Raw genomic sequence first — 22,731 nt, 5'->3', positions numbered from 1 at the left:
ACGCTTCCATTCTGTCAACAACTATTTTGTAACCGCTTTATTTTTCTCGTTGATAGCTGTTTGGTGACGTACACCCTATAGGTGTACGTCATAGCCGTTGGCTGTAAGCAGCACGATAGCTTTATCCAAATACTCTTGACTCCGGAAAGAAAGTCTCAGAATGCCGGGAACATCTTCCCTGCTCTCAATGATATGAATATTGCTTAAATTGATTAGACTATTGCCGAGCTCACTCGTAATTTTTCCAATAATGCCTGGATGATCCGGCACATCGACATAACAATCGAATGCAGATAGAATCATTCCCTTCCGGCGCTCAGGCATCCTTCCGCGGAATTGACCCGCTTCTTGGAATGCTTCCACGATGGCATCTCCGTCCGAATTCTCCAGCATCATAGCAAATCGATCAGTCTCTTTGCTCCAGTCACGCAGAAGCTTTAACAATACTGTTCGATTATTGATGAGGATATCTCGCCAAACGATAGGATCACTTGATGCGATTCTCGTTATATCCCTAAATCCTCCGGCAGCTAATGACTCGTATAGCTCATTTTGCTCATTATAGCCTCTTACTTGATTCACAAGCGAAACGGCAATCATGTGAGGAAGATGGCTTATAGCGCCTACGATCTCATCATGCTCCTTCGCATCCACTTTTACAATATTAGCCTTTGTGTGACTAATCAGTTGAATAAGTCGATCTACGGCTTCGGGAGGTGTGTTCTCTTCTGTAGTTAAAACGTAATAAGCGTTCTCATATAGATGCGAACTCGCCGCTTCAACGCCCGAACGCTCCGAGCCTGCCATTGGATGACCGCCGATAAACACAGCATCACCGAAATCCAGCTTGCTCGCACATGCCATTACAGAAGCTTTCGTACTGCCAGCATCGGTAATTATACAGCCGGGCTTTAAATTGTAGGTGCTCAGCTCCACTATATATTCCTCAATATTACCAACAGGTACGCATATAAAAATAAAATCGGCTTGCTCCGCAGCCTCTTTCTTCGATGTTGTTGCATAATCAACAACGCCGCGCTGCATATATTTCTCTACTTGAGATGGACGATTCGAATGCCCTATAACCTTCATATCCGGCTTCCCCTTCAAACAAAGAGCAATTGAGCCTCCGATCAATCCAACTCCAAAAATAGCTACTGTTGTCATAACGTTATCCTTGCACCATCGCTTCCTGCAATACGTCCTCTAAAGCAGCGATGAATTTTTCATTCTGCTCTTTTGTACCAATTGAAATCCGTATATATGTCGGGTAGTGCTTCCAGCGTGATCTCGAAATAATACCTCGACGAAGCAAAGCATCAAATACTTCAGGAGACGGCCGCTTGGCATCAAACATAATAAAGTTTCCATATGCAGGGTAATAGCTTAAGCCTAATCGATCAAACTGGGCAGTTAAATATTGTAATCCCTGTTTGTTTTGCTCGCGGCAGTAGGTAATAAACTCTTTATCTGCCAATGCTTCCTTCGCTGCTGCTTGCGCCGCTCGCGACGTATTGAAAGGCTCACGAACTTGGTTAATGAAACGGATAACGTCAGCATGTCCGACTCCATATCCAATCCGCAGCGCTGCAAGTCCATATATTTTGGAGAAGGTGCGCAGCACGACCAAATTGTTATGGTTGCTAAGCAATTGGATTCCGTCAGGAAAATTGGGATCAGAAATATATTCACAATAGGCTTCATCCAATACAACGAGCACATGGGATGGCACCTGTTCTAAGAAGGCCGATAATTCCGGTAAAGTGACAATTGTTCCAGTAGGATTATTTGGGTTGCAAATCCAAATGATCTTTGTACGCTCATTCACTTTAGACAGCATAGCTGGCAAATCATGCTTGCCTTCCTTTAAAGGAACTTCGATAATCGTAGCGTTCTCAACTTCTGCATTATGCTTGTATTGCGAGAAGGTTTCATCTGCCATAATGGTTTCGTCACCAGGGACAAGAAATGCTCTTGCAAGCATTAGAATGATATCACTGGAGCCTGTCCCAAAAATAATTTGATTCGTCTCCACCCCTAGCTCTGCTGCCAATGCTGCAGTTAGTTCTACGCTAGCTCCGTCTGGATAAATATTTGAATTTCCTATTTCTTGAATAGCAGCAGCTTTCGCTTTTTCTGAAAGTCCAAATGGATTTTCATTAGAAGCCAGCTTAATGATTTCGTTTAATCCGAGTTCCCTCTTAACATCTTCAACCGGCTTGCCTGGCTGATAGACCGGAAGGTGGACGATATTCGTTTTTGGCTGCATGAGCCGTTCACCTCTTTTTAGTTGACTGGTGTTATTGCTTGTCATTCATTGTCTCATATCTGTTTGCTGTTTTAAAGTGTTTTTCATGTGTCATGCGCAGCTCCAGTTGAAGAGACTCTTCCGCCTGCCACTTCAAACAAAAAAAAGCGACTAATTAGTCGGCTAATAAAGCGTTCAGTTACATCTAACGGACACAGGAAACGTTATTTGCTCGTATTATGTCCAATTAGGAATCGTATGTCCGTTAGCAACACACACAAATAAAATGGTGGCGCAAGATTCAATCTTGCTCCACCATTTCCGCAGTTGATCTAAATATGACTAACCTTTAAGTTCAGCGACAAAATCGCCAATTTTCTTTAATCCCGCTTCCCGATTACTTTCATCCTGAAGCAATGGAATGGCATCCTCAATCGTCCGAACGATCGCGCTGCCTACGATAACACCGTCGCACACCTTTCCGAATCGTTCAACCTGTTCATGATTCGAAATACCAAAGCCGATACAAATCGGTAAATCTGTCGCTTCACGAACCGTATTTAGAAATTCATCAATGCCTTTATGGAAATCAGCTCTCACACCTGTTACGCCAAGCGAGGAGACACAGTATACGAAGCCCTTTGCTTTGCTAGAAATTCGTGCGACACGCTCCTTCGAAGTTGGAGCAACGAGCGGAATGAGATGAATATTCGCCGCTTCAGCAAGCGCTCGAACCTCCTCGTCTTCCTCCATCGGCAAGTCAGGAATAATTAATCCACTAATCCCCTTGCGCTGGATAAGCTCGAAGAAAGCTTCCAAGCCGAATTGAAATACCGGATTGAAATAAGTAAATAAAATAAAAGGTATTTTGACGCCTGATGTACGTGCATCCTCAGCAATCTGAATACAGTCCACAATCGTAATTTGGTTATTGCTTAATGCGCGTTCCGAAGCCCGTTGAATGACGGGACCGTCCGCAAGCGGATCGGAATAAGGAACGCCAAGCTCGATCATGTCAGCCCCCGACTTCTCCAATGTCTGGATAATCGCAATGGATGTTTTTATATCCGGGTCTCCCATTGTCACGAAAGGCATAAGCGCTGTGCGGCCTGCCGCTTTAAGGTCTGCAAACGTCTTATCAATGAGATTCATGCTTTTCTACCCCCAAATAGCCCATAATCGCTTCTACATCTTTATCGCCGCGTCCAGACAAGCTAACCACGATTACTTTATCTTTATCCAGTGTCGGTGCAAGCTTCACGGTTTGTGCGATAGCATGCGCTGATTCCAGTGCAGGAATAATACCTTCCGTCCGGGAGAGCAATTGCAAGGCATCGAGCGCCTCTGCGTCCGTTATAGGCACATAATCTGCACGCCCGGTATCCTTCAAGTAAGAATGCTCCGGTCCAATACCCGGATAATCCAGCCCTGCCGAAATGGAATGCGCAGGCTGTACCTGACCATACTCGTCTTGAAGCACATAGCTTAGAGATCCTTGGAATATACCGTGGCGTCCCTTCGTCATCGTTGCCGCATGCTCAATCGTATCCAAACCGCGGCCAGCCGCTTCAACGCCAATGAATTTCACTCCGTCATCATTGACGAAAGGATAGAAAATACCCATCGCATTGCTTCCGCCGCCGACTGCCGCTACAACATAATCAGGTAATCTGCCTTCTTCTTTTAATATTTGCTCACGTGCTTCGTCACCGATAATACGTTGGAAGTCGCGCACAATCATCGGATAAGGATGCGGTCCTGTAACCGAGCCCAGAATGTAATAGGTATCGTCTACATTGCTTACCCAGTAACGCAATGTTTCGTTGCAAGCATCCTTAAGCGTTCTCGTGCCAGATAGAACCGGCACTACTTCTGAACCTAGAAGCTGCATACGGAATACGTTAAGCTGCTGGCGTTTCATATCCTCTTCACCCATGAATACTTTGCATTCTAGTCCGAGCAAGGCTGCAATAGTTGCTGAAGCAACACCATGCTGTCCTGCACCTGTTTCTGCAATAATTTTCGATTTCCCCATCCGCTTGGCGAGTACGCCTTGTCCAATTGTATTATTTATTTTGTGCGCGCCTGTATGGTTAAGGTCTTCACGCTTTAAGTATATTTTAGCCCCGCCCAGCTTCTCGCTAAGACGCTCTGCATAGTATAACGAGGTTGGCCGACCTGAATATTTATGCAATAAATAACGAACCTCGTCTTGAAATGCAGGGTCTTTTGAATAATGCGCATACGCTTCCTCTAGCTCTAACAATGCGGTCATCAGCGTCTCTGGTACATATCTTCCGCCGAATTTGCCGAAGCGTCCGTTCTGGTCTGGTACTTGTGTCATATCTCTATCACCTTTCTTACAAATAATCGGATTTTGTTAATATCTTTCTGCCCATCCGTTTCCACGCCGCTTGATACATCTATTCCGCCTGGTGAATACACTCTCAGCAGCTCTTCAATATTACCTTCATGCAGCCCGCCTGCAACATAAAGCGTTATGCCCAGCTCCTCAGCTGCTTTCTTATAGGCATTAATCGCTGCCCAATCGAAGGTTTGGCCGGTACCGCCGCCAGGTGCATCGATAAGAACTGCATTTACGGCATTCTTAAAGGGAGAAAGGCGATTCATTGCGGTATGAATATCATGAACATCGGTATTATGCTTCATGGAGAATACTTTCCAAACATCAACATGAAGCTCATCGCGAACAGCGCTGCAGAACTCAGCCGACTCGTTGCCATGCAATTGGACGACATCTAGCGGCGCCTCTTCCAGAATCGATTCCAAGCTCTCAAACGACTCATTTACGAACACGCCTACCGTCTTAGGACGAGCGCCTCCTGAAGCCTTCACACGATGCACAGCCGCAATCAGCTCTCTCGCTGTCCTCTTATCAACCTGCCGCTTGCTAGGCGCGAATATGAAGCCAATCTCGTGTATGGGCAATCCGTCCATCGCCTCAATCGTTTGAACATCCTTCAGCCCGCATATTTTGATACGCGGCAATGACTTCATCGATTTGTCACCGCACCCATTAGCTCATGAACGGCTTTGCCAACATTCTCATGTCGCATGAAATGCTCACCGATAAGTACGCCATGCGCTCCCACCGATTCCAAATAATCCATGTCCTGTTTGCCGGCAATTCCGCTTTCGCTAATAATGGTTACACCCTTCGGCATTAATCCAATGAGCGCTTCCGTTGTTTTCAGATTCGTTACAAATGATTTCAGGTCGCGATTATTAATCCCGATTAGTGTAGCTTTGTTAAGCTTTAATACACCTTCCAGCTCTTCTTGGTTATGCACCTCTACAAGCACATCCAAGCCGATTGATTTCGCAATATCATGAAATTCGCCAAGCTGCTCTGGCGTTAGTATAGCAGCGATCAACAATATCGCATCAGCACCGATTAAGCGTGCTTCATAAATCTGACGGATGTCAATCGTAAAGTCCTTCCTCAGAAGCGGAACTTTTACTGTTTCACTTACGCTCGTTAGAAAAGCATTGGACCCTTGGAAATAATCACGATCCGTCAATACGGAAATACAATCAGCACCTGCAGCCTCATAGGCTGCAGCAAGGGAAGCAGGATCAAAATCAGTACGTATTAATCCCTTCGACGGTGAGGCTTTCTTCACCTCGGCAATAAGTCCCATCCTGCGATTGCGGCCTGCAGCCGTCAATGCATATTCAAAGCCGCGGCAAGGGTCTAGCTTAGCGATTTGCTGCTCAGCCTCCGCAAGATTGAAATGCGCAGACAGCGCTTCTACCTCTGCTCGCTTCGTAGCTACAATTTTATCCAGAAACATGTGTCAACTCTCCCGTCGTTTGAATAAGACTTTCCAGCTTTTGCTGAGCTTTGCCTGAATCAATCATTTCTGCTGCAATCGCTGCGCCCTCGCGATGCGAATCCGCTGCTCCACCTACATAAATACAGGCGCCTGCATTCGCCAGCACGATATCTCGGTATGCTCCGCGCTGATCTCCAGCGAAGATGGCACGTATAAGAGAAGCATTAACCTCTGGCTCACCGCCAAGCACATCTTCAATCGCCCAGCGTGAGAGTCCAAGCTCCTCAGGTGTTATGTCGTAGGTCCGAACCTTGCCGCCTTGCAGCTCTGAAATTTGGGTCGGTGCAGAAATGCTAATCTCATCAAGCCCATCATGGCTGCTTACGACCATCGCCCGCTTCAAGCCAAGCTCCCCTAGCACCTCTGCTACCGTTGTTGTCTTAGCACGATCATACAAGCCCAGCAGCTGCCTGTCAGCGCCTGCAGGATTCGTGAGCGGACCCAACATATTGAATATGGTCCGAATGCCAAGCTCCTTGCGCGGTGCTGCAGCATGGCGCAAGGAAGGATGATACAGCTGTGCGAACATGAAACAAATCCCGATTTCGTTCAAGCATCTAGCTGCCTGCTCTGGGGAAATCGTAATTTGTACCCCAAGCGCTTCAAGTACATCGGCGCTTCCTGTCTTTCCTGACATCGCACGGTTTCCATGCTTAGCAACTCGAATGCCAGCAGCTGCGGCAATAATAGAGGAAGCTGTTGAAATATTGAATTTATGAATACCGGAGCCGCCCGTTCCGCATGTATCAAGCAAACCTTCCTGTTCCGTTTGCACAAGATTGGAATGAGCGCGCATCGCTTCCGCGAAGCCCGTAATTTCTTCCTTCGTCTCGCCCTTCATTCTCATCGCGGTTACTACGCCTGCAATTTGCACATCGGAAGCTTCCCCGCTCATGATAATGTTCATGACTTCTTTCGCTTGCTCTCTCGACAGGTCCGAGCCGGTAATAAGCTGACTAAGCGCTTGCTGCATCGTAATAGCAACTGTTGTTTGCATTATTGACCAAGCCCCTCTCCTACCGTTACATAATAATCGGAATTAATAGAATTGTACTTCTCTTTCGGCTTCGCGAAGATCGCTTCTGCTGCGCGAATGGCTTTGAGACTTCCTTTGGCCTTGTTCACAGTTTCCAAATATTCGCTTTCGGGAACCGAATCCCAGACGATGCCGGCTCCAGCTTGAACATAGGCTTTGCCTTGTTTGAAAATAATCGTCCGGATGGTAATGCATGTGTCCATTGAGCCGCCGAACCCTAAATAACCGATCGCGCCAGCATACGCGCCTCTCGCTTCATTTTCCAGCTCTGCAATGATTTCCATTGCTCTTAGCTTAGGGGCGCCTGATACGGTGCCAGCAGGCAGGCAGGAAACGAATGCGTCGAAGAAATCCTTATCCTTGTGTAGCTTGCCAGAGACGTTGGACACAATATGCATAACATGAGAGTATCGCTCAATTTCCATGAATGAGTCGCATTTCACTGTTCCGAATTCGGATACGCGGCCGATATCATTACGCCCTAGGTCAACTAGCATAAGATGCTCTGCTCTTTCCTTCTCGTCTGCAAGCAGTTCAAGCTCCAGCGCTTGATCCTCTTCCGGTGTTTTGCCGCGAGGCCTCGTGCCGGCGATAGGTCTTGTCTCGACGCGATCTCCATCAACCTTAACAAGTGCTTCCGGAGATGCTCCGACTATAACCTCTTCACCCATTTTCAAATAATACATATAAGGTGAAGGGTTCATCGTACGAAGTACCCGATATACATGCAGCGGATCGATATCCGTCTCGATACTGAAGCGTTGGGACAATACAACTTGGAAAATATCGCCGCCGCGGATGTACTGCTTCGCCTGCTCGATATTAGCAATGAATTGCTCCTTCGTAACATTGGACTGAATATCGCCCAGCTCATAATCAACAGCAGTAGATGCACCCGTAGTAACAGGGATTGACACCGGATGCTGAATACGCTCTATAGTCGCTTCTATTTTGGAAACGGCGGCTTCGTACGCATATGTAATATCTGCATCCGTAGCACCTTCAGCAATATGAACGTTTCCCACGATTTGGAGCTGTTGTTTGAAATGATCAAATACGATGACTTGATCACAGAACATAAATTGAATATCATTCATATTCAAGTCATCAATTCTATGAGCAGGAAGCTTCTCATAGTATTGCAGCAGATCGTAACCAAAGAAACCGACCGCACCGCCTGTAAATGGCGGTAATTCAGGAATAGACGGACTGCGGAAGGAACGCAGATGAGCTTTGAGCAGCTCGATTGGTTTATCGTTAAGCGAATGCTTCTGTCCATTGCGCTCCAGCACCATCTCGCCATTCTTGCCATAAAGCATCATGAATGGATCCGTTCCGATAAATGAATAACGCGCCCATTTGGCTCCGCCCTCAACGCTCTCTAGCAGGAAGGCATGCTTCTCCTTCGCAAAATGCTGAAATAGCCGAATTGGCGTTTCTGTATCAGCCATCATATAACGAATAATCGGTATTAAGTTATATTGATTTGCCATACGTTTGACCTGCTGCAGTTCATTGGTCATTCCGAACAACCTCCTTGTTTAATTACCATTTATGTCTAATGCAACAAAAAAAGCCCCTGCCTGAGCAGGAGCGTTGGTTTAGATGATGACGGAAGTGTGTAAGCGGAAAAAGATGTAATTCAAGATACGGTGAAATAGCACTTTTACCATCTCAAGCACACTTTCGTGCACATAAGATCGTTCAGCTCTTCCTAATAAGCCCGTATTTGCAACTACTCTACTCTGCTTTTCTCAACTAGTCTCGACTCATCTCAACTCAGCTCAATAACTGCTCAACTATTCTCACTTACGTTTTCAATATACAACACCAAACGGCCTTACGTCAATAAAGATGCTAATATAATAAGGGTTGGCTTATGACTTGGACAAATCAGGACGAAGCGCCTGCGCACCGTTTAAATAGATATGACGGATTTGAGCCTGCGTTTTGTCAGTATTGATTAGAACCATTAGCCTGATGCAGCGTTCAAGGCTGCCTTTGACAGGAACTTCTAGCGCACACATAAGCGGTACAAGCTCCCAGCCCGCCATTTGACGAATCGCACGCGCCGGAAAGCTTTCATCCAGATCACCCGTTACCGTCACGAACACGCTGCAAATGTCGTCAGGCACGATTTCATTCTCTGCAACAATTGTATTAAGCATTTCAATCGTTGCATTTAAAATTTGATGCTCTTCATTGGCTTCGACGGTAATTGCACCACGAATTCCTCTCACGCTCATCCCTGCTCGACCTCCTGCTTTAATTCCTCCACAATTTCCCGTATCCAATGCACGGAAACATCCGGTTTTATTTCAACTTTGCCAATAGCAGTCGGAACGACGAATATCATTGTCCCCTCGCTGAATTTCTTATCATGCATCATCGCATTCATAACCGCATCTACATCGAAATGCGCAGGCAGACGAGTCGGAAGCCCTGACTTAGCCAGTACTCTCTTCGTAGTCGTGTACACCTCTTCTGGCGCGCCATACCGCAGACCAAGCTTAGCTGAACCAATCATGCCGATTGAGATCGCTTCACCATGCAGCAGCTCATTATAGCCTGCTACTGCTTCCAAGGCGTGGCCGATTGTGTGTCCTAGATTCAAGATAGCTCTTAAATCATTCTCACGCTCATCCTTGGACACAACAGCCGCTTTCACACTGCAGCCTTTGTAAAGGGCATATCCGAGCGCTTCAGGATCAAGCGCCAGAAGCTCATCCGCATGCTCCTCACACCAGACTACGAAAGCTTCATCCCATATCAATCCATGCTTGACGACCTCAGATAATCCAGCTTTGACCTCTCTTGGAGGCAAAGTTTGAAGCGTGTGCAGATCATACAAGACCAGCTCTGGCTGATGAAAAGCACCGATAATATTTTTGGCCAGCGGGTGGTTGACCGCCACTTTGCCGCCGACACTGCTGTCATGCGCCAATATCGTCGTTGGAACCTGAACAAATTTAATGCCACGCATATACGAAGCAGCTGCAAAGCCAGCGAGATCGCCTACAACACCGCCGCCCAGTGCGACAATTGTAGATTTACGGTCAAGTCCTGCTTCTAATGCTTTCGTCACGATTGCCTCTAGCATTGCCAGCGACTTTGATTTCTCACCCGAAGGGACAATGAAGCTAACCGTGTGGAAGCCCCCAGCTGCCAGCTCGGCCTCAAGAGCTTGTAGATGAAACTCAGCGACATGAGTATCTGTAATAATCATGAGCGGTGATTTCGTACTAATGCCATGCTTCAAAAAATAGGAAGAAGCCTCCTGCAATAGGCCCTCCCCGATATAAATGGGATAAGAGCGATCGCCTAATTCGACTGTTAGCTCACGCATACTTAGTACCGGCCCAACTGCTCAATATAATTGTTCAGGTTAGCGCGAATTTCTTCAATCGAGTCTCCGCCGAATTTCTCAAGGAATGCTCTCGCTACTTCCCAAGCAACGACATGCTCCATCACTACGCTTGCTGCAGGCACAGCGCAGCTGTCAGAACGCTCAACTTGAGCTGTGAATGGCTCTTTCGTATCGATATCCACGCTCCGCAATGGCTTGTATAACGTTGGAATTGGCTTCATTACACCTCTTACGACAATTTGCTCACCGTTGGTCATACCGCCCTCGAAGCCGCCAAGACGGTTCGTTGCACGATGATAGCCGCGCTCCGCATCGTACATGATTTCGTCATGCACTTGCGACCCGCGAAGCTTAGCTGCTTCAAAGCCAATACCGATTTCACACCCTTTGAAAGCATTAATGGAGACAACTGCTTGGGCAATACGTCCATCCAGCTTGCGATCCCACTGTACATGGCTGCCAAGGCCGATCGGCACGCCTTCAATAATGCATTCCACGATACCGCCAATGGAGTCGCCCTCTGCCTTAATTTGATCAATGTAATCCGTCATCTTCTGCTCGGTTTCCTTGTCTACAACCCGAACCGAGGACTCTTCAGTGAGACGAATTAATTCGTCAACTGGCAACTGATTAGGCGGTGCTTCAATTTCTCCGATGCGAATAACTTGGCCTGCTACTTTAATTCCAAATTCAGCAAGCAATTGGCGAGCTACAGCGCCTACCGCGACGCGTGCTGCCGTCTCGCGGGCGCTTGAACGCTCCAACACGTTCCGCAGATCCTTTAAATCATATTTCAAACCACCGTTAAGATCAGCATGTCCCGGACGAGGACGATGAACACGGCGCTTTTCTTCATCACTGCCTTCAATTGGCTCAATATTCATAACGGAAGTCCAATGCTTCCAGTCATTGTTTTCTACAATAAGCGCTACTGGCGCACCAGTCGTTCTGCCATGGCGCACGCCGCCAACGATATTAGCTGTATCCTTCTCAATTTGCATGCGACGGCCACGACCATGACCCTTCTGGCGACGATGCAGCTGGAAATTCAATTCCTCGAAATCAATTGTCAAATTACTAGGCAAGCCTTCAATAATAGCCGTTAATTGGGGACCATGCGTTTCCCCTGCTGTCAAATATCTTAAACTCAACCCAAGCTCCTCCTTCAAGCAAGCCTATAAGCGCCTGCTATGCTTTACTGCACTAAACACCTTTGCTCATTATAGTACAGTGCATAAGGTTTGACAACAATTTGCAGAGCAGATTCGCCCTATCTGCCCCATAAAAAAGAAGCCGGCTCAGCTGTCTTCGATGAAGATAAGCTAAGCGGCTTCCGTTATGTGCAGCTAATTAACTATTCACTGATTTTTTCTTAAGCAGCGCACTTCCTTCAATCATGAACAGAGGGTCATTAACGAGTCTAGTCATTTGTCCGCTGTCAACGCCAATAATTTGCGCGCATTCTTGAATGGAAATAAAACCGTGCCTGTAGGCAGCAATTACTTTACGCTTATCCATTTGTTACTTCAGCCTCCAAGTCGTTTGCTTACAACTAGTATAGGAGAAGATAGAAATCCATATACATCAGATCTGGATTCGGCGGTAAAAGAATGTATCTGCGGTCTCAAACCCGTACTGGGCAGGGGAAAAAATCTGTTCCGTACTGCCAACGAACAAAAGTCCTCCAGGCTTCAACGCCTTAGCAAACTTATGGTAAAGCAAATGCTTGGCTTCTTCGGTAAAATATATCATAACATTGCGGCAAACAATTAAATCAAACGAGCTGTCAAAAGGATCATGCAATAAATTTTGCTGCTTAAACTGAATGAATTTTTTTAATGAATCAGATATGAGATAAGCGCCTTCTGCTTCTTTGAAATACTTTTGCCGACATGCCGGTGGGACATCGCGCAGCGATCGCTCCAAGTAGCTGCCAGTCATAGCCTTCTGAAGCACATTGATATCCAAATCGGTCGCTAACAATGAGGCTCGCTGCAGCGCGCCGAGCTCTGACAGAATCATGGCGAGTGTATAAGGCTCCTCTCCCGTAGAGCAAGCGGCGCTCCACACCTTAAGACGTGAGGATGAGCCAAGCATTTCTGGCAAAAACCGATTTTGAAGCACTTCCCAGCGAGATGGGTTTCTCCAAAACTCCGATACATTAATCGTCATACGATCCAAAAACTCATTCAGCAAGCTGCGGTTTTGTTCGATCGCTTTCCAGTACTGATCAAATGTCTGAAACCCATGTTTCATTCTCAGCGTTGTAAGCCTGCGCTTCATTTGAGCTTCTTTGTACTGAGACAGATCGATGTCAGTTTTTTGCTTTATTCGCACTATAAATTGTGCAAAATCACGATCCTCGGACATAGATTCCTCCAGCTTATTAGGGCGTTTTTGTTAAATCCACCGTTGAATGGTATGTTCGTAGTCGATAAGCTCGTTTGGCGAGAAGAAAATGCCAATTTCTCTTTCTGCATTAGCTGCCGAATCAGAGCCGTGAATTAAATTAAAATTAGTGTGGACAGCGAAGTCCGAACGAATGGTTCCCGGGAAAGCATCAATCGCATCCGTTTTTCCGATTAAGGCTCTTGACAACGCAATCGCATTATCCCCCTGCCATACCATGGCAAATACGGGACCAGAAGCAATGAATGTAAGAAGCGGCTCATAAAATACTTTGCCTTTATGCTCTGCATAGTGTGTTTCTGCAAGCTCTTGGCTTACAACCATAAACTTGGCTGCAGACAGCTGGAGTCCTTTTCTCTCAAACCTTGATACAATTTCGCCTATCAATCCACGCTGTACGCCATCCGGCTTAATCATTAGAAACGTTCTTTCCATCATCAATCATTCCTTCCTCATACTAAAATTAATAATTACGTTTTCCAACAAAATGCGCAATATCAATTAAATTTTTCTTCGCTGTCAAGTTCGGCAGTCCCTCTAATGCATGAAGCGCTTTTTGAATGTATCGATTGGCGAGCTGATCAGCCAGATCCCCGCCATTGCTCTTGCGGATAGCGTCAATAGCCCGGCTTGCATCCTTTTGTCCTCCGAATTCGCGAATGGAAGCAATTTCGTTCAGCAGCGAATCGCGGATTCGAGCATCCTTGAGCGCCAGAATGACCGGCAATGTAATATTTCCTTGACGCATATCTGATCCAGGCGGCTTGCCGATTTGTTTCTCTGTTCCATAAAGATCAAGCAAATCGTCTCGAATTTGATAAGCCATGCCCACGTTATAACCGTAACGATATAGTTGGTTCGCTGTTTTCTGGTCCGCATTTGCCGCAACAGCGCCAAGCTGGCAGCTAATTGCGATAAGGAGTGCTGTCTTTCGTCTTATCCGAAGCAGATAATTACGAATCGTTTGCTCCGTATTGAAAAAATCACGGATTTGCTCCATTTCACCAATACACATTTGTACAAGTGCATTTGATAAAATTTGATGAATTTGCGGATTAGGCAGCTGTGCTGCGATTGTCAATGCTTTACCATGAATATAGTCTCCTGTATACATGGCAATTCGGTTGTCCCATTTCGATTTGACTGTCAATTGACCACGTCTTGTCTCGGCATCGTCTATGACATCATCATGCACAAGTGAAGCCATATGTATGAGCTCAAGCGGTACGGCGATTCGCTTCATCACCTCAAGCTGATAGTCGCCAAACTTTCCAGCAAGCAATACGAATATGGGTCTAATCCGCTTCCCTCCTGCTTTGAGCAGGTGCAAGGAAGCCTCGCTTAACAGCAAATGGTCATCAGACACACTGCGCTCCAGCTCTTGCTCTATTTGATTTAGATCGCCTTTCATCTTTGCATACAAGTCAAGTAGTTTCATTCTTTCACCTATTGGGCAGATTGGTCTTCAAAAAAAGTTAGCTCCACATCATTTGAAAGCAGGTTCAGCTGCTTCGAATAGTCAAAATACAACTTAAGTCCTTCTTGCAGTTTGCTCCCAAAATCATATTGAAGCGATTGAAAATACTTCTGCCAGTATGTTGGTTCTCCACCAATCTGTGAACATGCGTTTTCAATTAACGGGCTCAAATGAGCTGTATTATATTGTTTGCTCGCAATCAGTGACTTATATACCGTTTGCAGCGCATCAGGAGCTGCTGCTGCAATCTCCTTGCGGGCAGCGACAACGGCATATGTCATTCCAAGACCAGTCCATTCATTCCACAATTGTCCTAAATCGATGACATGAAGCCCATGATTCCGCCATGATGCTTGAATCGCCGGGTCTCCTATAATAAGTGCCGCATCGGAAGTCTCGAGCATCTTGTCTAGTGCTGGCTCTGCACGAACATATTCCGGATTGCACTCGAAATGCATAGCCATAATAATTTTTAATAAATGAATAGAAGTAGCCGATGTCGTGGTGACCGCAATTTTGCGAGGCCGCTTAAGCTCAATCGGCTCTTTCATGAATAATAGGATGGATTTCACCTTACCGATGGAGCCTACCGACAACTGTGGCAGTAAAACATAATCATTCGCATTTTGTCCATATGAGAAGGACGAAATAGCTGAAACATCCAGCTCGCCTACTTGAAGCATTCGGTTTAATTCAGAAGGTACACGTGATATTACCTCATGGCTGTTAGCAGCCATTCGCTCTTCCAGCTCATGGAAGAGCGGCCATGCGTTCGCATAATCAATTCTGCCGATGGTGATCGGGCGATTCAGGCCCATTCTGTTCATCTCCCCATCTTCTGTATAAATCATGATCAATTTCCATACTATCAAGCACTTTCCCGACCATAAAGTCAACCATTTCATCCATTGATTGCGGCTTATAATAAAATGCCGGCATCGCTGGGATCATTCTCACACCCAAACGGGATAAACGCAGCATATTTTCCAAATGAATAGCATGCAGCGGTGTTTCTCTTGGTACAAGCAGCAGCTTCCTGTTTTCCTTCAACATAACGTCTGCTGCTCTTGTCATTAAATTATTGGAGCTGCCATGAGCGATCGAGGCGAGCGTTCCCATCGAGCAAGGAATGATTACCATTCCTTGAACACGGAAAGAGCCGCTCGCAATGCTGGCTCCTATATCTGCATTAGGATGAAAAATAAGCGTGCCGCTTGTCATTGCCTCTTCGAAGTGCTGTTCAAGCGCTGCTTGGCGACGAGCAGTCTCCCAGCCAAGCTCTTCCTTCAACACTCTCCAGCCAGCTTCTGTAATGACAAGATGAACGCAATACTCCATCCGAAGCAGTTCTTGGATGAGTCTAATACCATATATGGAACCGCTGGCGCCTGTTATCCCGACAACCCAACGGTTCGACCAGGCCACTCGGCTTACATCCACTTTTTCTTCTACCATTTGTGCAGCACCAACAGATCAGCAATTGTAAATAGAAACAGCACAACGCTTAGAGTGCCATTCATTCCGAAAAAAGCGGTTTGAACACGCGACAGATCATTCGGCTTAACAAGAAAGTGCTGATAGAACAAAAGTGCAATTGAAATTAATGTGCCGAGCAGATACATCCAACTAAGCTCAGTCAACCAGAATAGCGTAATAAATCCAATAGCAGTCACGACATGCAGCGAACGCGCAATCCAAAGCGCTCCTTCTATGCCAAAGCGTGCAGGAATGGAATGCAAGCCTGCATTGCGGTCATATTCGAAGTCTTGAGTCGCATAAATAATATCAAATCCAGCTATCCATAAGGCAACTGAAATGTACAGCAGCCAAGCTGACAGATCAAACCCTCCAGTTATAGCTACCCAGCCGCCAAGCGGTGACAAGGCAATCGTAAAGCCAAGCACAATATGGCAGAGCCAAGTAAAGCGCTTCGTATACGAGTACAATACAAGAAGCACTACAGCAATCGGCATCAGCTTAAGGGCAATTGGAGCCAGATTGATAGTAGCAACAAACAATAAAACAAAAGAAACAATAATAAAAATCAAAACCTCTGCGGATTTAAGCAATCCAGCTGGTAGCGCACGCTTCTCCGTTCGTGGATTGCGCAGATCAATTGCTTTGTCAATTAGACGATTAAGGCTCATTGCCGCACTGCGTGCACCAAACATGGCGAGCGTAATCCAACCGATCTCTGCCCATGTGGGAAGCCGCTGCTCCATGACAACTGCCCCAAGAATAGCTCCCATAAATGCAAATGGCAATGCAAATACAGTATGTTCAAACTTTATCATTTCAAAAATAATGCCAATTTTGCGAATCATTGCTGCTTCTGCTCCTTTGTCCCCATATGTAGCGCTGCAACGCCGCCAGTTAAAGGGTATGCGTTAACCTGCTCCAGCCCCGCCTGTTCGAACAGCTCTGCAAGCTGCTTTCGGCCTGGGAACATTTTGAGCGATTCTGGCAGCCACTTATATTCCTTGAAGCTCTTGGCTACGAGCTTGCCCATTAAAGGCAGTATACGCCCGAAATAAAAATTATACATGCCTTTGAACGGCTGCCACGTCGGCTTGGAAACCTCTAGGCAAACAACCTTGCCGCCAGGTTTAACAACGCGCCTCATTTCCTGTAAAACCTGTAGATAATCAGGCACATTACGAAGCCCAAACCCAATCGTAACATAGTCAAATGAATTATCCTGAAACGGCAGGCTCATCGCATTTCCTTGTACAAGCGAAATTTGATCATTCAATGCTAGCTTGTCTACTTTCGCAGCACCTATGTCAAGCATGTTTTGACTGAAATCAAGACCGATCACTTTCCCGGTCACGCTTGCCTCAGCTAATGCAATCGTCCAATCGCAGGTGCCGCAGCATAAGTCCAGTGCGGTTTGTCCAGGCAGCACATTCATCTTTTTCATTGTAAACTTGCGCCATGCTTTATGTCTGCGAAAGCTAATCAAATCGTTCATCAAGTCATATTTCGGCGCAATACGCTCAAATACGCTGTGGACATGACTTTTTGAGTTGGAATCCATCTTATATATCACCTCGTCTCGTTGAGTGCAGCTATGTAATCGGTTTGTTTGTTTAACAGAGCATCGACAATATGAGTCAATTCCATGCGCAAATGATCCGATTCCAGCATGCCTGCGGCTGTCATCACCGCATCAGCAGCATGCTTCAGCTTAACTGCAAGCTGATTGCGTACATCATACTTCTCCACCAAGTTGTTTATAAAAGCAGGCTCATAAGTGATCTGAGCAAGCCCCTCGCGTTCTAGTTCCGTGCCAACTTCCATGACATGCCAGTAAGCCCAGCTTTTATTAAACCGGGCAGAACTTTCACTGCGTTCCATCTCATCAAGCACAACCTCGCATCGACTAACATCATTTAGAACCTCTGGCCAAATCCGAGATAGAATCCCGTTCAATGTGGTAGCGAAAATCTGAAATAAGGTACTTTTCAGTTGGACTGCAGCACTTAAATAATCCTCTGCATTCACTCTCATCTGTCTCATTCGAACATAAAGATTCACCTTAAGCCTATTAACCTCGCTTACAGCATTGCTAATCTGCGAGACCATATCAATTTGACCGGCTTCTGAGAGGAGCTGATAAAATCTTGCGCTTAAATAATCGCCTGCCAGTACCTTGAGTTGTCTAGATCTCATTTGAGTCTCAAGGCGTTTCTCTTCATCCGTGTCGATAAGATCATGCGTATCCATGCCTAATTGAACAAGGGATATGACGAGGGTATAAAGCTCGCTATGCTTGGCCAAAGACTGCTGCTGACCAAGGAAAGCATACGCTAATCGAAGTCTGGGATTCGAGAGCTCCGGAAGCTCTGTATGCTTTTGAATCATGTCATATTCCACGTACTTTCGAGCTAATTCAGGTATACGGTAAGGTTTCATAGGGTAAGCCTCCGAACAGAGAAGCGCAAATCGCCGCTCAATAATCTAAACTATTATAGCACAACTTTTTCTAAAGAACATACGGTTCAGCTTCTTGTTCAACAAATTGCAATATCCATCTAATTAGAATTCCGAAATGGAGGAAGGCTTTACAGTATATCCCGATACTTTGCCAAATTGCTCTTCCCATGTTGAAGTAAAGCTGATCCGGAGTCTCTTCCGCCAAAGCTCATCATGAATAGCATCAGCGTGAGCGAGCAGATCCAATTCATTCGCAAGCCAGCTGTCCGTTTTCCTTACGTCCACTGCAGCCAGCAGCAAGAATTCACCTGACCGTTCCTCTACGATACGAATAAGCACACGTTTCACGTTGTCCAATTGAACGAAGGAAACTCGAACCAGCTTCTCCACATCATTAAACCAGATGGAGGGCCTGCCTTTCTCCGCGTTCACCTTAATGACAACAGACAAAATCCCGTTGCTCCACTCGGCTTTATTCACTCGCTCATTTAACTGAATGGCGACCAGCACGTCTACTAGATTATCATTCGTCAATCGAACGGCTGGAGTCGCACGAAACACTGCAACATCGCCTTTCTTGGACTTCTGCTGTGTTGCAACCTGCGGCAGCCAACTAAGCAATAATGTAACTGCAAGTACCGCTATGCATGCGGTTAGCAGCGGTTTTATAATCTTCACTCGGCACCTCCTACTAATTATTCATCCTGACGCAAGCTTTATAAGCTTCGACATCACAAAAAGAACTCATACACCATTGTACGAGCGCTGCTGGATGATTATTCGGATCGTAACCGGGCAAAAAAAAAGCAGGCAGCGCCTGCTTTGCATGTTCTCACTATTGATCCGTTTCCATCGTACCGTATTTCGTCATTACAACGGCTTTCCCGCGGATTTTGATCGCAGAAGTATGATCCGTAAATTGACAAATTAAGATTTCATTTTTGTCGAGCTTTTCAGTATGATGAAACTTCGTATCATGTCCGCGTGTTAAACCGATGACTTGCACACCTTGATCTTTAGCTTTTACGATAATATACTCGCCATGTGTAGGCTCCATCGTGATCCCTCCGCATCCAAAATTCCAACTATCCATGTGAATTATAGTGGATGTCACTGGTTTGTGCAACGTCTTCCCTTCTTTTTGTACAGTTGAAACTATCCGTTCTCCCCTAAACCAGTATCCCGTTACCAATAATCCACTATAGCTGAATATATAAAAACGAGGCTGTTCCACAAGTCATTAATGACTTGGGACAGCCTCTTTCAAAGATATGCTTAATTGGATACAAGGTCCTTAAGTGATTTTCCTGGTTTAAAGGCAGGCGTTTTGCTAGCTGCGATATCAATTGGGTCTCCAGTTTGCGGGTTGCGGCCTTTACGGGCTTGGCGTTCGCGAACTTCGAAGTTACCAAATCCAACCAATTGCACTTTATCTCCGCTTTGCAGCGCATCGGAAATGGCATCAAAAACGGCATCAACCGCTTTCGTCGCATCTTTCTTCGACAGATCAGTCAATTCAGCTACTTTAGTAATCAAATCAGTTTTGTTCATTGTTTCACCTCCTTAAAAGTTTTGCGTAGCAAAACTTGCTTCGTAAGCATTAGCTTAAAGTTTTGCGCAGCAAAACTTGCTTCGTAAGCATATAAAATCTCATCATATCCCTCTTATTAACGGAAAACTTCAAAAATATACCTTTGGCTGAACAAACCTATAGTAATACAGCCGTTTAGCAATTTCAAGTATAAACCTATAATTCCGCTAAAACAAATAAACCACTTCGGAAATCGAAGCGGTTTATTCGGTAAATTACCTATTCAAGAGCTAAAGAATGATCGCTATTAAACCGCCTGATCCTTCGTTGATAATGCGTCCCAGCGTCTCTTGCAGCTTGTAGCGCGCATTGTCCGGCATCATCGCAATTTTGCCTTGGATGCCTTCTCGAACAATGGAATGCAGCGAGCGTCCGAATATATCAGACTCCCAAATCTTAATAGGATCATTCTCGAAGTCCTGCATTAAGTATCGGACTAGCTCCTCACTTTGCTTCTCCGTGCCTATGATCGGAGCAAACTCCGATTCTACATCGACGCGAATCATATGGATAGATGGTGCTGTCGCTTTTAATCTTACACCGAAGCGCGAGCCTTGACGGATAAGCTCAGGCTCATCAAGCGCCATTTCCGCAAGAGATGGTGCCGCAATCCCATAGCCAGTCGTTTTAACCATTTCAAGCGCTTCCGCGAAGCGGTCATATTCCCTTTTGGCGTGAGAAAACTCTTGCATCAGCTGAAGCAGGTGATCCTTGCCTCGGATTTCGACTCCGACAACTTCCATAAGGATACGATCATAAAGTTCGTCAGGCGCGTACAAGTCGATTTCCGCAACGCCCTGCCCCATATTCATGCCGCTTAATCCTGCACGTGCGATGAAGTCGTATTCCATGAACTGAGTAACCACTCGATCCACATCACGAAGGCGACGGATATCCTTTACCGTATCGCGCACAGAGCTTTCGTAATTGCTGCGCAGCCAGTGATTGTCGTTCAGCACCATGACCCAGCTCGGCAGGTTTACATTAACCTCATGAACTGGGAACTCATACAGCACTTCACGCAGGACAGATACGACCTCTTCCTCGCCCATCGTCGCAACGCTAAGCGTCATTACCGGAATGTCGTATTTGGCTTGAAGTTCATTCCGCAGCTGCAGTGCTTCCTCGCCCTTCGGCCTTGTTGAGTTAATGATAAGCACAAACGGCTTGCCGACTTCCTTCAGCTCATTGATGACGCGCTCTTCGGCAACGACATAGGAGCTGCGCGGAATTTCGGCGATCGTTCCGTCCGTTGTGACAACAACACCTAAAGTTGAATGCTCTTGAATGACTTTACGGGTTCCAATCTCTGCTGCTTCCTGGAACGGAATCGGCTCGTCGAACCAAGGAGTCGTAATCATCCGCGGCCCGTTTTCATCCTCATAGCCTTTTGCGCCCTCTACGGCATATCCAACACAATCGACCAGCCTCACATTTACCTCAAGTCCATCGGTAACTTTCAGCTTCACCGCTTGATTAGGAACAAATTTAGGCTCAGTTGTCATAATCGTCTTGCCTGCGGCGCTTTGCGGAAGTTCGTCCACAGCTCTCACTCGGTCCGATTCATTTGAAATGTTCGGAAGTACTACCGTCTCCATAAACCGTTTAATAAACGTTGATTTACCCGTACGGACAGCCCCGACAACCCCGAGGTAAATATCCCCACCGGTTCGTTCGGCTATGTCCTTGAAAATGTCTACTTTCTCCACTGAATATCCCCTCCCAATTGATTTTCCGGTTCGCCGCCATCCACCGGTCAATAGGGCAGGCCAGCGACGCAACTCGTACATGCTTTTTGGACTAGTAACATCTTATGTGCAGGCTCTCCGATTATGACGATTCCTTCTACGAAATCTTTTTTTCTTCGTCGGTTGACTTCCCTTCCAAGATTGAATTATATGAACAATAGGACATAACTATGACAGTAACAAAAAAAAATCTCTCCGAGACAATGCGTCTCGAAGAGAAAAAGGTTCAGAGTATTGTGAGGCTATGCCCAATTACTTTACTGCTTGCGGTTCGTTGTTTACCCAGTGGTAGACTGGAGCTTTGACAGGCACATAATCCGAACCATCCACTAGCAGCGTTCGCAGATCCAGATCTGTATCCAAATCTGTTTTCCCGCTTTTTTGAACCAGCTGCATAATATCAATGCCATAATCACAGTATACAACTCCATTATCATCAACAAGAGCCTGGAGCGATTGTCCCGAGAACATGCTGCGGATTGTCGGTTCCGTACGACTCATACTTTTATAATCAAGTTGATAATATCCCGGATACATTTCCTCGCCTTTAGGAAGGTTGCCTTTGCTTTGCACATAGGCCGTTACCCAGCTTTGAATGTCGTTAATTCGTTGAAAGGTTACGATATCCATAAGCCTGATCCGCGGCTTGGTCTCTTCATCAATAATGAGAAAATAAAAGTTCCCGCCCTTCTCGAATGCAGCAGAAGGTGCCTCGCTCAAATAACCCATTCTTTGAAGCTTGGCAAAGTCGACATTGAATTTTTCATAAATCGGTGTTTCCGAAGCACTGTTTTTGATCGGCAGCATGCCTGTGTCACTCTGATATTGATCTATGGCGGCTTGCACATTGCGTACCGCTTCTTTGGACGCCACTTGATTTTGCTTCTTCTGGTCTTCTGGATACAAGCAGCCCGATAATGATAATGCCATCACCAGCAAAGCAACTAAAGCTGCTAATCGACGTGGCATTCGGCGCGCTGCTCCTATTTTAAATCGATTCATTTGATATCCTCCTAAAAGGTTTGTGAAGCAAACCTGCTTCGTAAGCGTATGCTTTTTTCG

Annotated in this window: 25 protein-coding genes; all 25 read right to left on the bottom strand. The window is 46.0% G+C overall.

Going from position 1 to position 22,731, the window contains the following annotated elements:
• Positions 1 to 75 precede the first annotated feature (75 nt).
• Positions 76 to 1,167 carry a prephenate dehydrogenase gene (locus CEF13_RS11525; RefSeq protein WP_102710815.1) on the bottom strand — a complete coding sequence of 364 codons (1,092 nt, stop codon included), beginning with the start codon at positions 1,165 to 1,167 and terminating at the stop codon, positions 76 to 78.
• Between the two features lie 4 nt (positions 1,168 to 1,171).
• Positions 1,172 to 2,269 carry a histidinol-phosphate transaminase gene (gene hisC / locus CEF13_RS11520; RefSeq protein WP_102710814.1) on the bottom strand — a complete coding sequence of 366 codons (1,098 nt, stop codon included), beginning with the start codon at positions 2,267 to 2,269 and terminating at the stop codon, positions 1,172 to 1,174.
• A gap of 321 nt (positions 2,270 to 2,590) precedes the next feature.
• Positions 2,591 to 3,400, bottom strand: a complete 810-nt coding sequence (trpA, locus tag CEF13_RS11515; protein ID WP_102710813.1) for a tryptophan synthase subunit alpha — start codon at positions 3,398 to 3,400, stop codon at positions 2,591 to 2,593.
• A complete protein-coding gene (gene trpB, locus CEF13_RS11510; protein ID WP_102710812.1) occupies positions 3,387 to 4,592 on the bottom strand; it encodes a tryptophan synthase subunit beta in 1,206 nt (401 codons plus the stop codon). Before trpB ends, trpA begins: the two co-directional genes overlap by 14 nt.
• Positions 4,589 to 5,266, bottom strand: coding sequence for a phosphoribosylanthranilate isomerase (locus tag CEF13_RS11505; RefSeq protein WP_208414544.1), 678 nt, complete (start codon positions 5,264 to 5,266; stop codon positions 4,589 to 4,591). The genes trpB and CEF13_RS11505 overlap by 4 nt, the downstream gene beginning before the upstream one ends.
• Positions 5,263 to 6,063, bottom strand: coding sequence for an indole-3-glycerol phosphate synthase TrpC (gene trpC, locus CEF13_RS11500; protein WP_102710811.1), 801 nt, complete (start codon positions 6,061 to 6,063; stop codon positions 5,263 to 5,265). Before trpC ends, CEF13_RS11505 begins: the two co-directional genes overlap by 4 nt.
• Positions 6,050 to 7,102, bottom strand: coding sequence for an anthranilate phosphoribosyltransferase (trpD, locus tag CEF13_RS11495; protein ID WP_102710810.1), 1,053 nt, complete (start codon positions 7,100 to 7,102; stop codon positions 6,050 to 6,052). The genes trpC and trpD overlap by 14 nt, the downstream gene beginning before the upstream one ends.
• Positions 7,102 to 8,664: an anthranilate synthase component I gene (gene trpE, locus CEF13_RS11490; protein WP_102710809.1), complete on the bottom strand. Its 1,563-nt coding sequence runs from the start codon at positions 8,662 to 8,664 to the stop codon at positions 7,102 to 7,104. Before trpE ends, trpD begins: the two co-directional genes overlap by 1 nt.
• Before the next feature lie 354 nt (positions 8,665 to 9,018).
• Positions 9,019 to 9,387: a chorismate mutase gene (gene aroH / locus CEF13_RS11485; protein ID WP_102710808.1), complete on the bottom strand. Its 369-nt coding sequence runs from the start codon at positions 9,385 to 9,387 to the stop codon at positions 9,019 to 9,021.
• Positions 9,384 to 10,487: a 3-dehydroquinate synthase gene (gene aroB, locus CEF13_RS11480; RefSeq protein WP_102710807.1), complete on the bottom strand. Its 1,104-nt coding sequence runs from the start codon at positions 10,485 to 10,487 to the stop codon at positions 9,384 to 9,386. The genes aroH and aroB overlap by 4 nt, the downstream gene beginning before the upstream one ends.
• Positions 10,488 to 10,489: 2 nt before the next feature.
• Positions 10,490 to 11,659, bottom strand: coding sequence for a chorismate synthase (gene aroC / locus CEF13_RS11475; RefSeq protein ID WP_102710806.1), 1,170 nt, complete (start codon positions 11,657 to 11,659; stop codon positions 10,490 to 10,492).
• Between the two features lie 199 nt (positions 11,660 to 11,858).
• Positions 11,859 to 12,026: a hypothetical protein gene (locus CEF13_RS28770; protein ID WP_166742832.1), complete on the bottom strand. Its 168-nt coding sequence runs from the start codon at positions 12,024 to 12,026 to the stop codon at positions 11,859 to 11,861.
• Positions 12,027 to 12,092: 66 nt separating this feature from the next.
• Entirely contained in the window at positions 12,093 to 12,878 is a 786-nt protein-coding gene (locus CEF13_RS11470; RefSeq protein WP_102710805.1) for a CheR family methyltransferase, read from the bottom strand.
• A 30-nt stretch (positions 12,879 to 12,908) separates the two neighbouring features.
• Complete coding sequence (gene ndk / locus CEF13_RS11465) at positions 12,909 to 13,352, bottom strand: nucleoside-diphosphate kinase (RefSeq protein ID WP_102716345.1); 444 nt, start codon at positions 13,350 to 13,352, stop codon at positions 12,909 to 12,911.
• Positions 13,353 to 13,380: 28 nt separating this feature from the next.
• The gene (locus CEF13_RS11460; protein WP_102710804.1) at positions 13,381 to 14,355 is read right to left on the bottom strand and encodes a polyprenyl synthetase family protein; all 975 of its coding nucleotides are present in this window, start codon (positions 14,353 to 14,355) and stop codon (positions 13,381 to 13,383) included.
• Between the two features lie 8 nt (positions 14,356 to 14,363).
• A complete protein-coding gene (locus CEF13_RS11455) occupies positions 14,364 to 15,212 on the bottom strand; it encodes a menaquinone biosynthetic enzyme MqnA/MqnD family protein (RefSeq protein ID WP_102710803.1) in 849 nt (282 codons plus the stop codon).
• The gene (locus CEF13_RS11450; protein ID WP_102710802.1) at positions 15,175 to 15,849 is read right to left on the bottom strand and encodes a UbiX family flavin prenyltransferase; all 675 of its coding nucleotides are present in this window, start codon (positions 15,847 to 15,849) and stop codon (positions 15,175 to 15,177) included. The genes CEF13_RS11455 and CEF13_RS11450 overlap by 38 nt, the downstream gene beginning before the upstream one ends.
• Positions 15,843 to 16,718 (bottom strand): UbiA-like polyprenyltransferase, encoded by an 876-nt coding sequence (locus CEF13_RS11445; RefSeq protein WP_102710801.1) that lies wholly within the window; start codon positions 16,716 to 16,718, stop codon positions 15,843 to 15,845. Before CEF13_RS11445 ends, CEF13_RS11450 begins: the two co-directional genes overlap by 7 nt.
• Positions 16,715 to 17,431 carry a demethylmenaquinone methyltransferase gene (locus tag CEF13_RS11440; protein WP_102710800.1) on the bottom strand — a complete coding sequence of 239 codons (717 nt, stop codon included), beginning with the start codon at positions 17,429 to 17,431 and terminating at the stop codon, positions 16,715 to 16,717. The genes CEF13_RS11445 and CEF13_RS11440 overlap by 4 nt, the downstream gene beginning before the upstream one ends.
• 8 nt (positions 17,432 to 17,439) lie before the next feature.
• Positions 17,440 to 18,309 carry a heptaprenyl diphosphate synthase component 1 gene (locus CEF13_RS11435; protein WP_102710799.1) on the bottom strand — a complete coding sequence of 290 codons (870 nt, stop codon included), beginning with the start codon at positions 18,307 to 18,309 and terminating at the stop codon, positions 17,440 to 17,442.
• A 123-nt stretch (positions 18,310 to 18,432) separates the two neighbouring features.
• Positions 18,433 to 19,008 (bottom strand): hypothetical protein, encoded by a 576-nt coding sequence (locus tag CEF13_RS11430; RefSeq protein WP_102710798.1) that lies wholly within the window; start codon positions 19,006 to 19,008, stop codon positions 18,433 to 18,435.
• A gap of 157 nt (positions 19,009 to 19,165) precedes the next feature.
• The gene (gene mtrB / locus CEF13_RS11425; protein ID WP_102710797.1) at positions 19,166 to 19,387 is read right to left on the bottom strand and encodes a trp RNA-binding attenuation protein MtrB; all 222 of its coding nucleotides are present in this window, start codon (positions 19,385 to 19,387) and stop codon (positions 19,166 to 19,168) included.
• Between the two features lie 218 nt (positions 19,388 to 19,605).
• The gene (locus CEF13_RS11420) at positions 19,606 to 19,881 is read right to left on the bottom strand and encodes an HU family DNA-binding protein (RefSeq protein ID WP_076336385.1); all 276 of its coding nucleotides are present in this window, start codon (positions 19,879 to 19,881) and stop codon (positions 19,606 to 19,608) included.
• A 270-nt stretch (positions 19,882 to 20,151) separates the two neighbouring features.
• Positions 20,152 to 21,630, bottom strand: a complete 1,479-nt coding sequence (gene spoIVA, locus CEF13_RS11415; RefSeq protein ID WP_102710796.1) for a stage IV sporulation protein A — start codon at positions 21,628 to 21,630, stop codon at positions 20,152 to 20,154.
• A 291-nt stretch (positions 21,631 to 21,921) separates the two neighbouring features.
• Positions 21,922 to 22,671 (bottom strand): DUF3939 domain-containing protein, encoded by a 750-nt coding sequence (locus CEF13_RS11410; protein ID WP_102710795.1) that lies wholly within the window; start codon positions 22,669 to 22,671, stop codon positions 21,922 to 21,924.
• Positions 22,672 to 22,731: the final 60 nt, after the last annotated feature.

It is taken from the genome of Paenibacillus castaneae (assembly GCF_002884445.1).
Taxonomy (GTDB): domain Bacteria; phylum Bacillota; class Bacilli; order Paenibacillales; family Paenibacillaceae; genus Pristimantibacillus; species Pristimantibacillus castaneae.
Note: the sequence above shows the minus strand (reverse complement) of the source record. Positions and strands in the feature narration are given on the sequence as shown.

Bases quoted from the DNA above. Each gene is read 5' to 3' on its own strand.
- trpC (WP_102710811.1), bottom strand. From the start codon at position 6,063: ATGTTTCTGGATAAAATTGTAGCTACGAAGCGAGCAGAGGTAGAAGCG.
- CEF13_RS11420 (WP_076336385.1), bottom strand. From the start codon at position 19,881: ATGAACAAAACTGATTTGATTACTAAAGTAGCTGAATTGACTGATCTG.
- CEF13_RS28770 (WP_166742832.1), bottom strand. From the start codon at position 12,026: ATGGATAAGCGTAAAGTAATTGCTGCCTACAGGCACGGTTTTATTTCC.
- CEF13_RS11450 (WP_102710802.1), bottom strand. From the start codon at position 15,849: ATGGTAGAAGAAAAAGTGGATGTAAGCCGAGTGGCCTGGTCGAACCGT.
- CEF13_RS11410 (WP_102710795.1), bottom strand. From the start codon at position 22,671: ATGAATCGATTTAAAATAGGAGCAGCGCGCCGAATGCCACGTCGATTA.
- CEF13_RS11505 (WP_208414544.1), bottom strand. From the start codon at position 5,266: ATGAAGTCATTGCCGCGTATCAAAATATGCGGGCTGAAGGATGTTCAA.
- CEF13_RS11440 (WP_102710800.1), bottom strand. From the start codon at position 17,431: ATGGATTCCAACTCAAAAAGTCATGTCCACAGCGTATTTGAGCGTATT.
- CEF13_RS11460 (WP_102710804.1), bottom strand. From the start codon at position 14,355: ATGAAACTACTTGACTTGTATGCAAAGATGAAAGGCGATCTAAATCAA.
- CEF13_RS11445 (WP_102710801.1), bottom strand. From the start codon at position 16,718: ATGATTCGCAAAATTGGCATTATTTTTGAAATGATAAAGTTTGAACAT.
- CEF13_RS11435 (WP_102710799.1), bottom strand. From the start codon at position 18,309: ATGAAACCTTACCGTATACCTGAATTAGCTCGAAAGTACGTGGAATAT.
- hisC (WP_102710814.1), bottom strand. From the start codon at position 2,269: ATGCAGCCAAAAACGAATATCGTCCACCTTCCGGTCTATCAGCCAGGC.
- aroH (WP_102710808.1), bottom strand. From the start codon at position 9,387: ATGAGCGTGAGAGGAATTCGTGGTGCAATTACCGTCGAAGCCAATGAA.
- CEF13_RS11455 (WP_102710803.1), bottom strand. From the start codon at position 15,212: ATGGGCCTGAATCGCCCGATCACCATCGGCAGAATTGATTATGCGAAC.
- trpB (WP_102710812.1), bottom strand. From the start codon at position 4,592: ATGACACAAGTACCAGACCAGAACGGACGCTTCGGCAAATTCGGCGGA.
- CEF13_RS11470 (WP_102710805.1), bottom strand. From the start codon at position 12,878: ATGTCCGAGGATCGTGATTTTGCACAATTTATAGTGCGAATAAAGCAA.
- trpD (WP_102710810.1), bottom strand. From the start codon at position 7,102: ATGCAAACAACAGTTGCTATTACGATGCAGCAAGCGCTTAGTCAGCTT.
- trpA (WP_102710813.1), bottom strand. From the start codon at position 3,400: ATGAATCTCATTGATAAGACGTTTGCAGACCTTAAAGCGGCAGGCCGC.
- ndk (WP_102716345.1), bottom strand. From the start codon at position 13,352: ATGGAAAGAACGTTTCTAATGATTAAGCCGGATGGCGTACAGCGTGGA.
- trpE (WP_102710809.1), bottom strand. From the start codon at position 8,664: ATGACCAATGAACTGCAGCAGGTCAAACGTATGGCAAATCAATATAAC.
- aroB (WP_102710807.1), bottom strand. From the start codon at position 10,487: ATGCGTGAGCTAACAGTCGAATTAGGCGATCGCTCTTATCCCATTTAT.
- mtrB (WP_102710797.1), bottom strand. From the start codon at position 19,387: ATGGAGCCTACACATGGCGAGTATATTATCGTAAAAGCTAAAGATCAA.
- CEF13_RS11525 (WP_102710815.1), bottom strand. From the start codon at position 1,167: ATGACAACAGTAGCTATTTTTGGAGTTGGATTGATCGGAGGCTCAATT.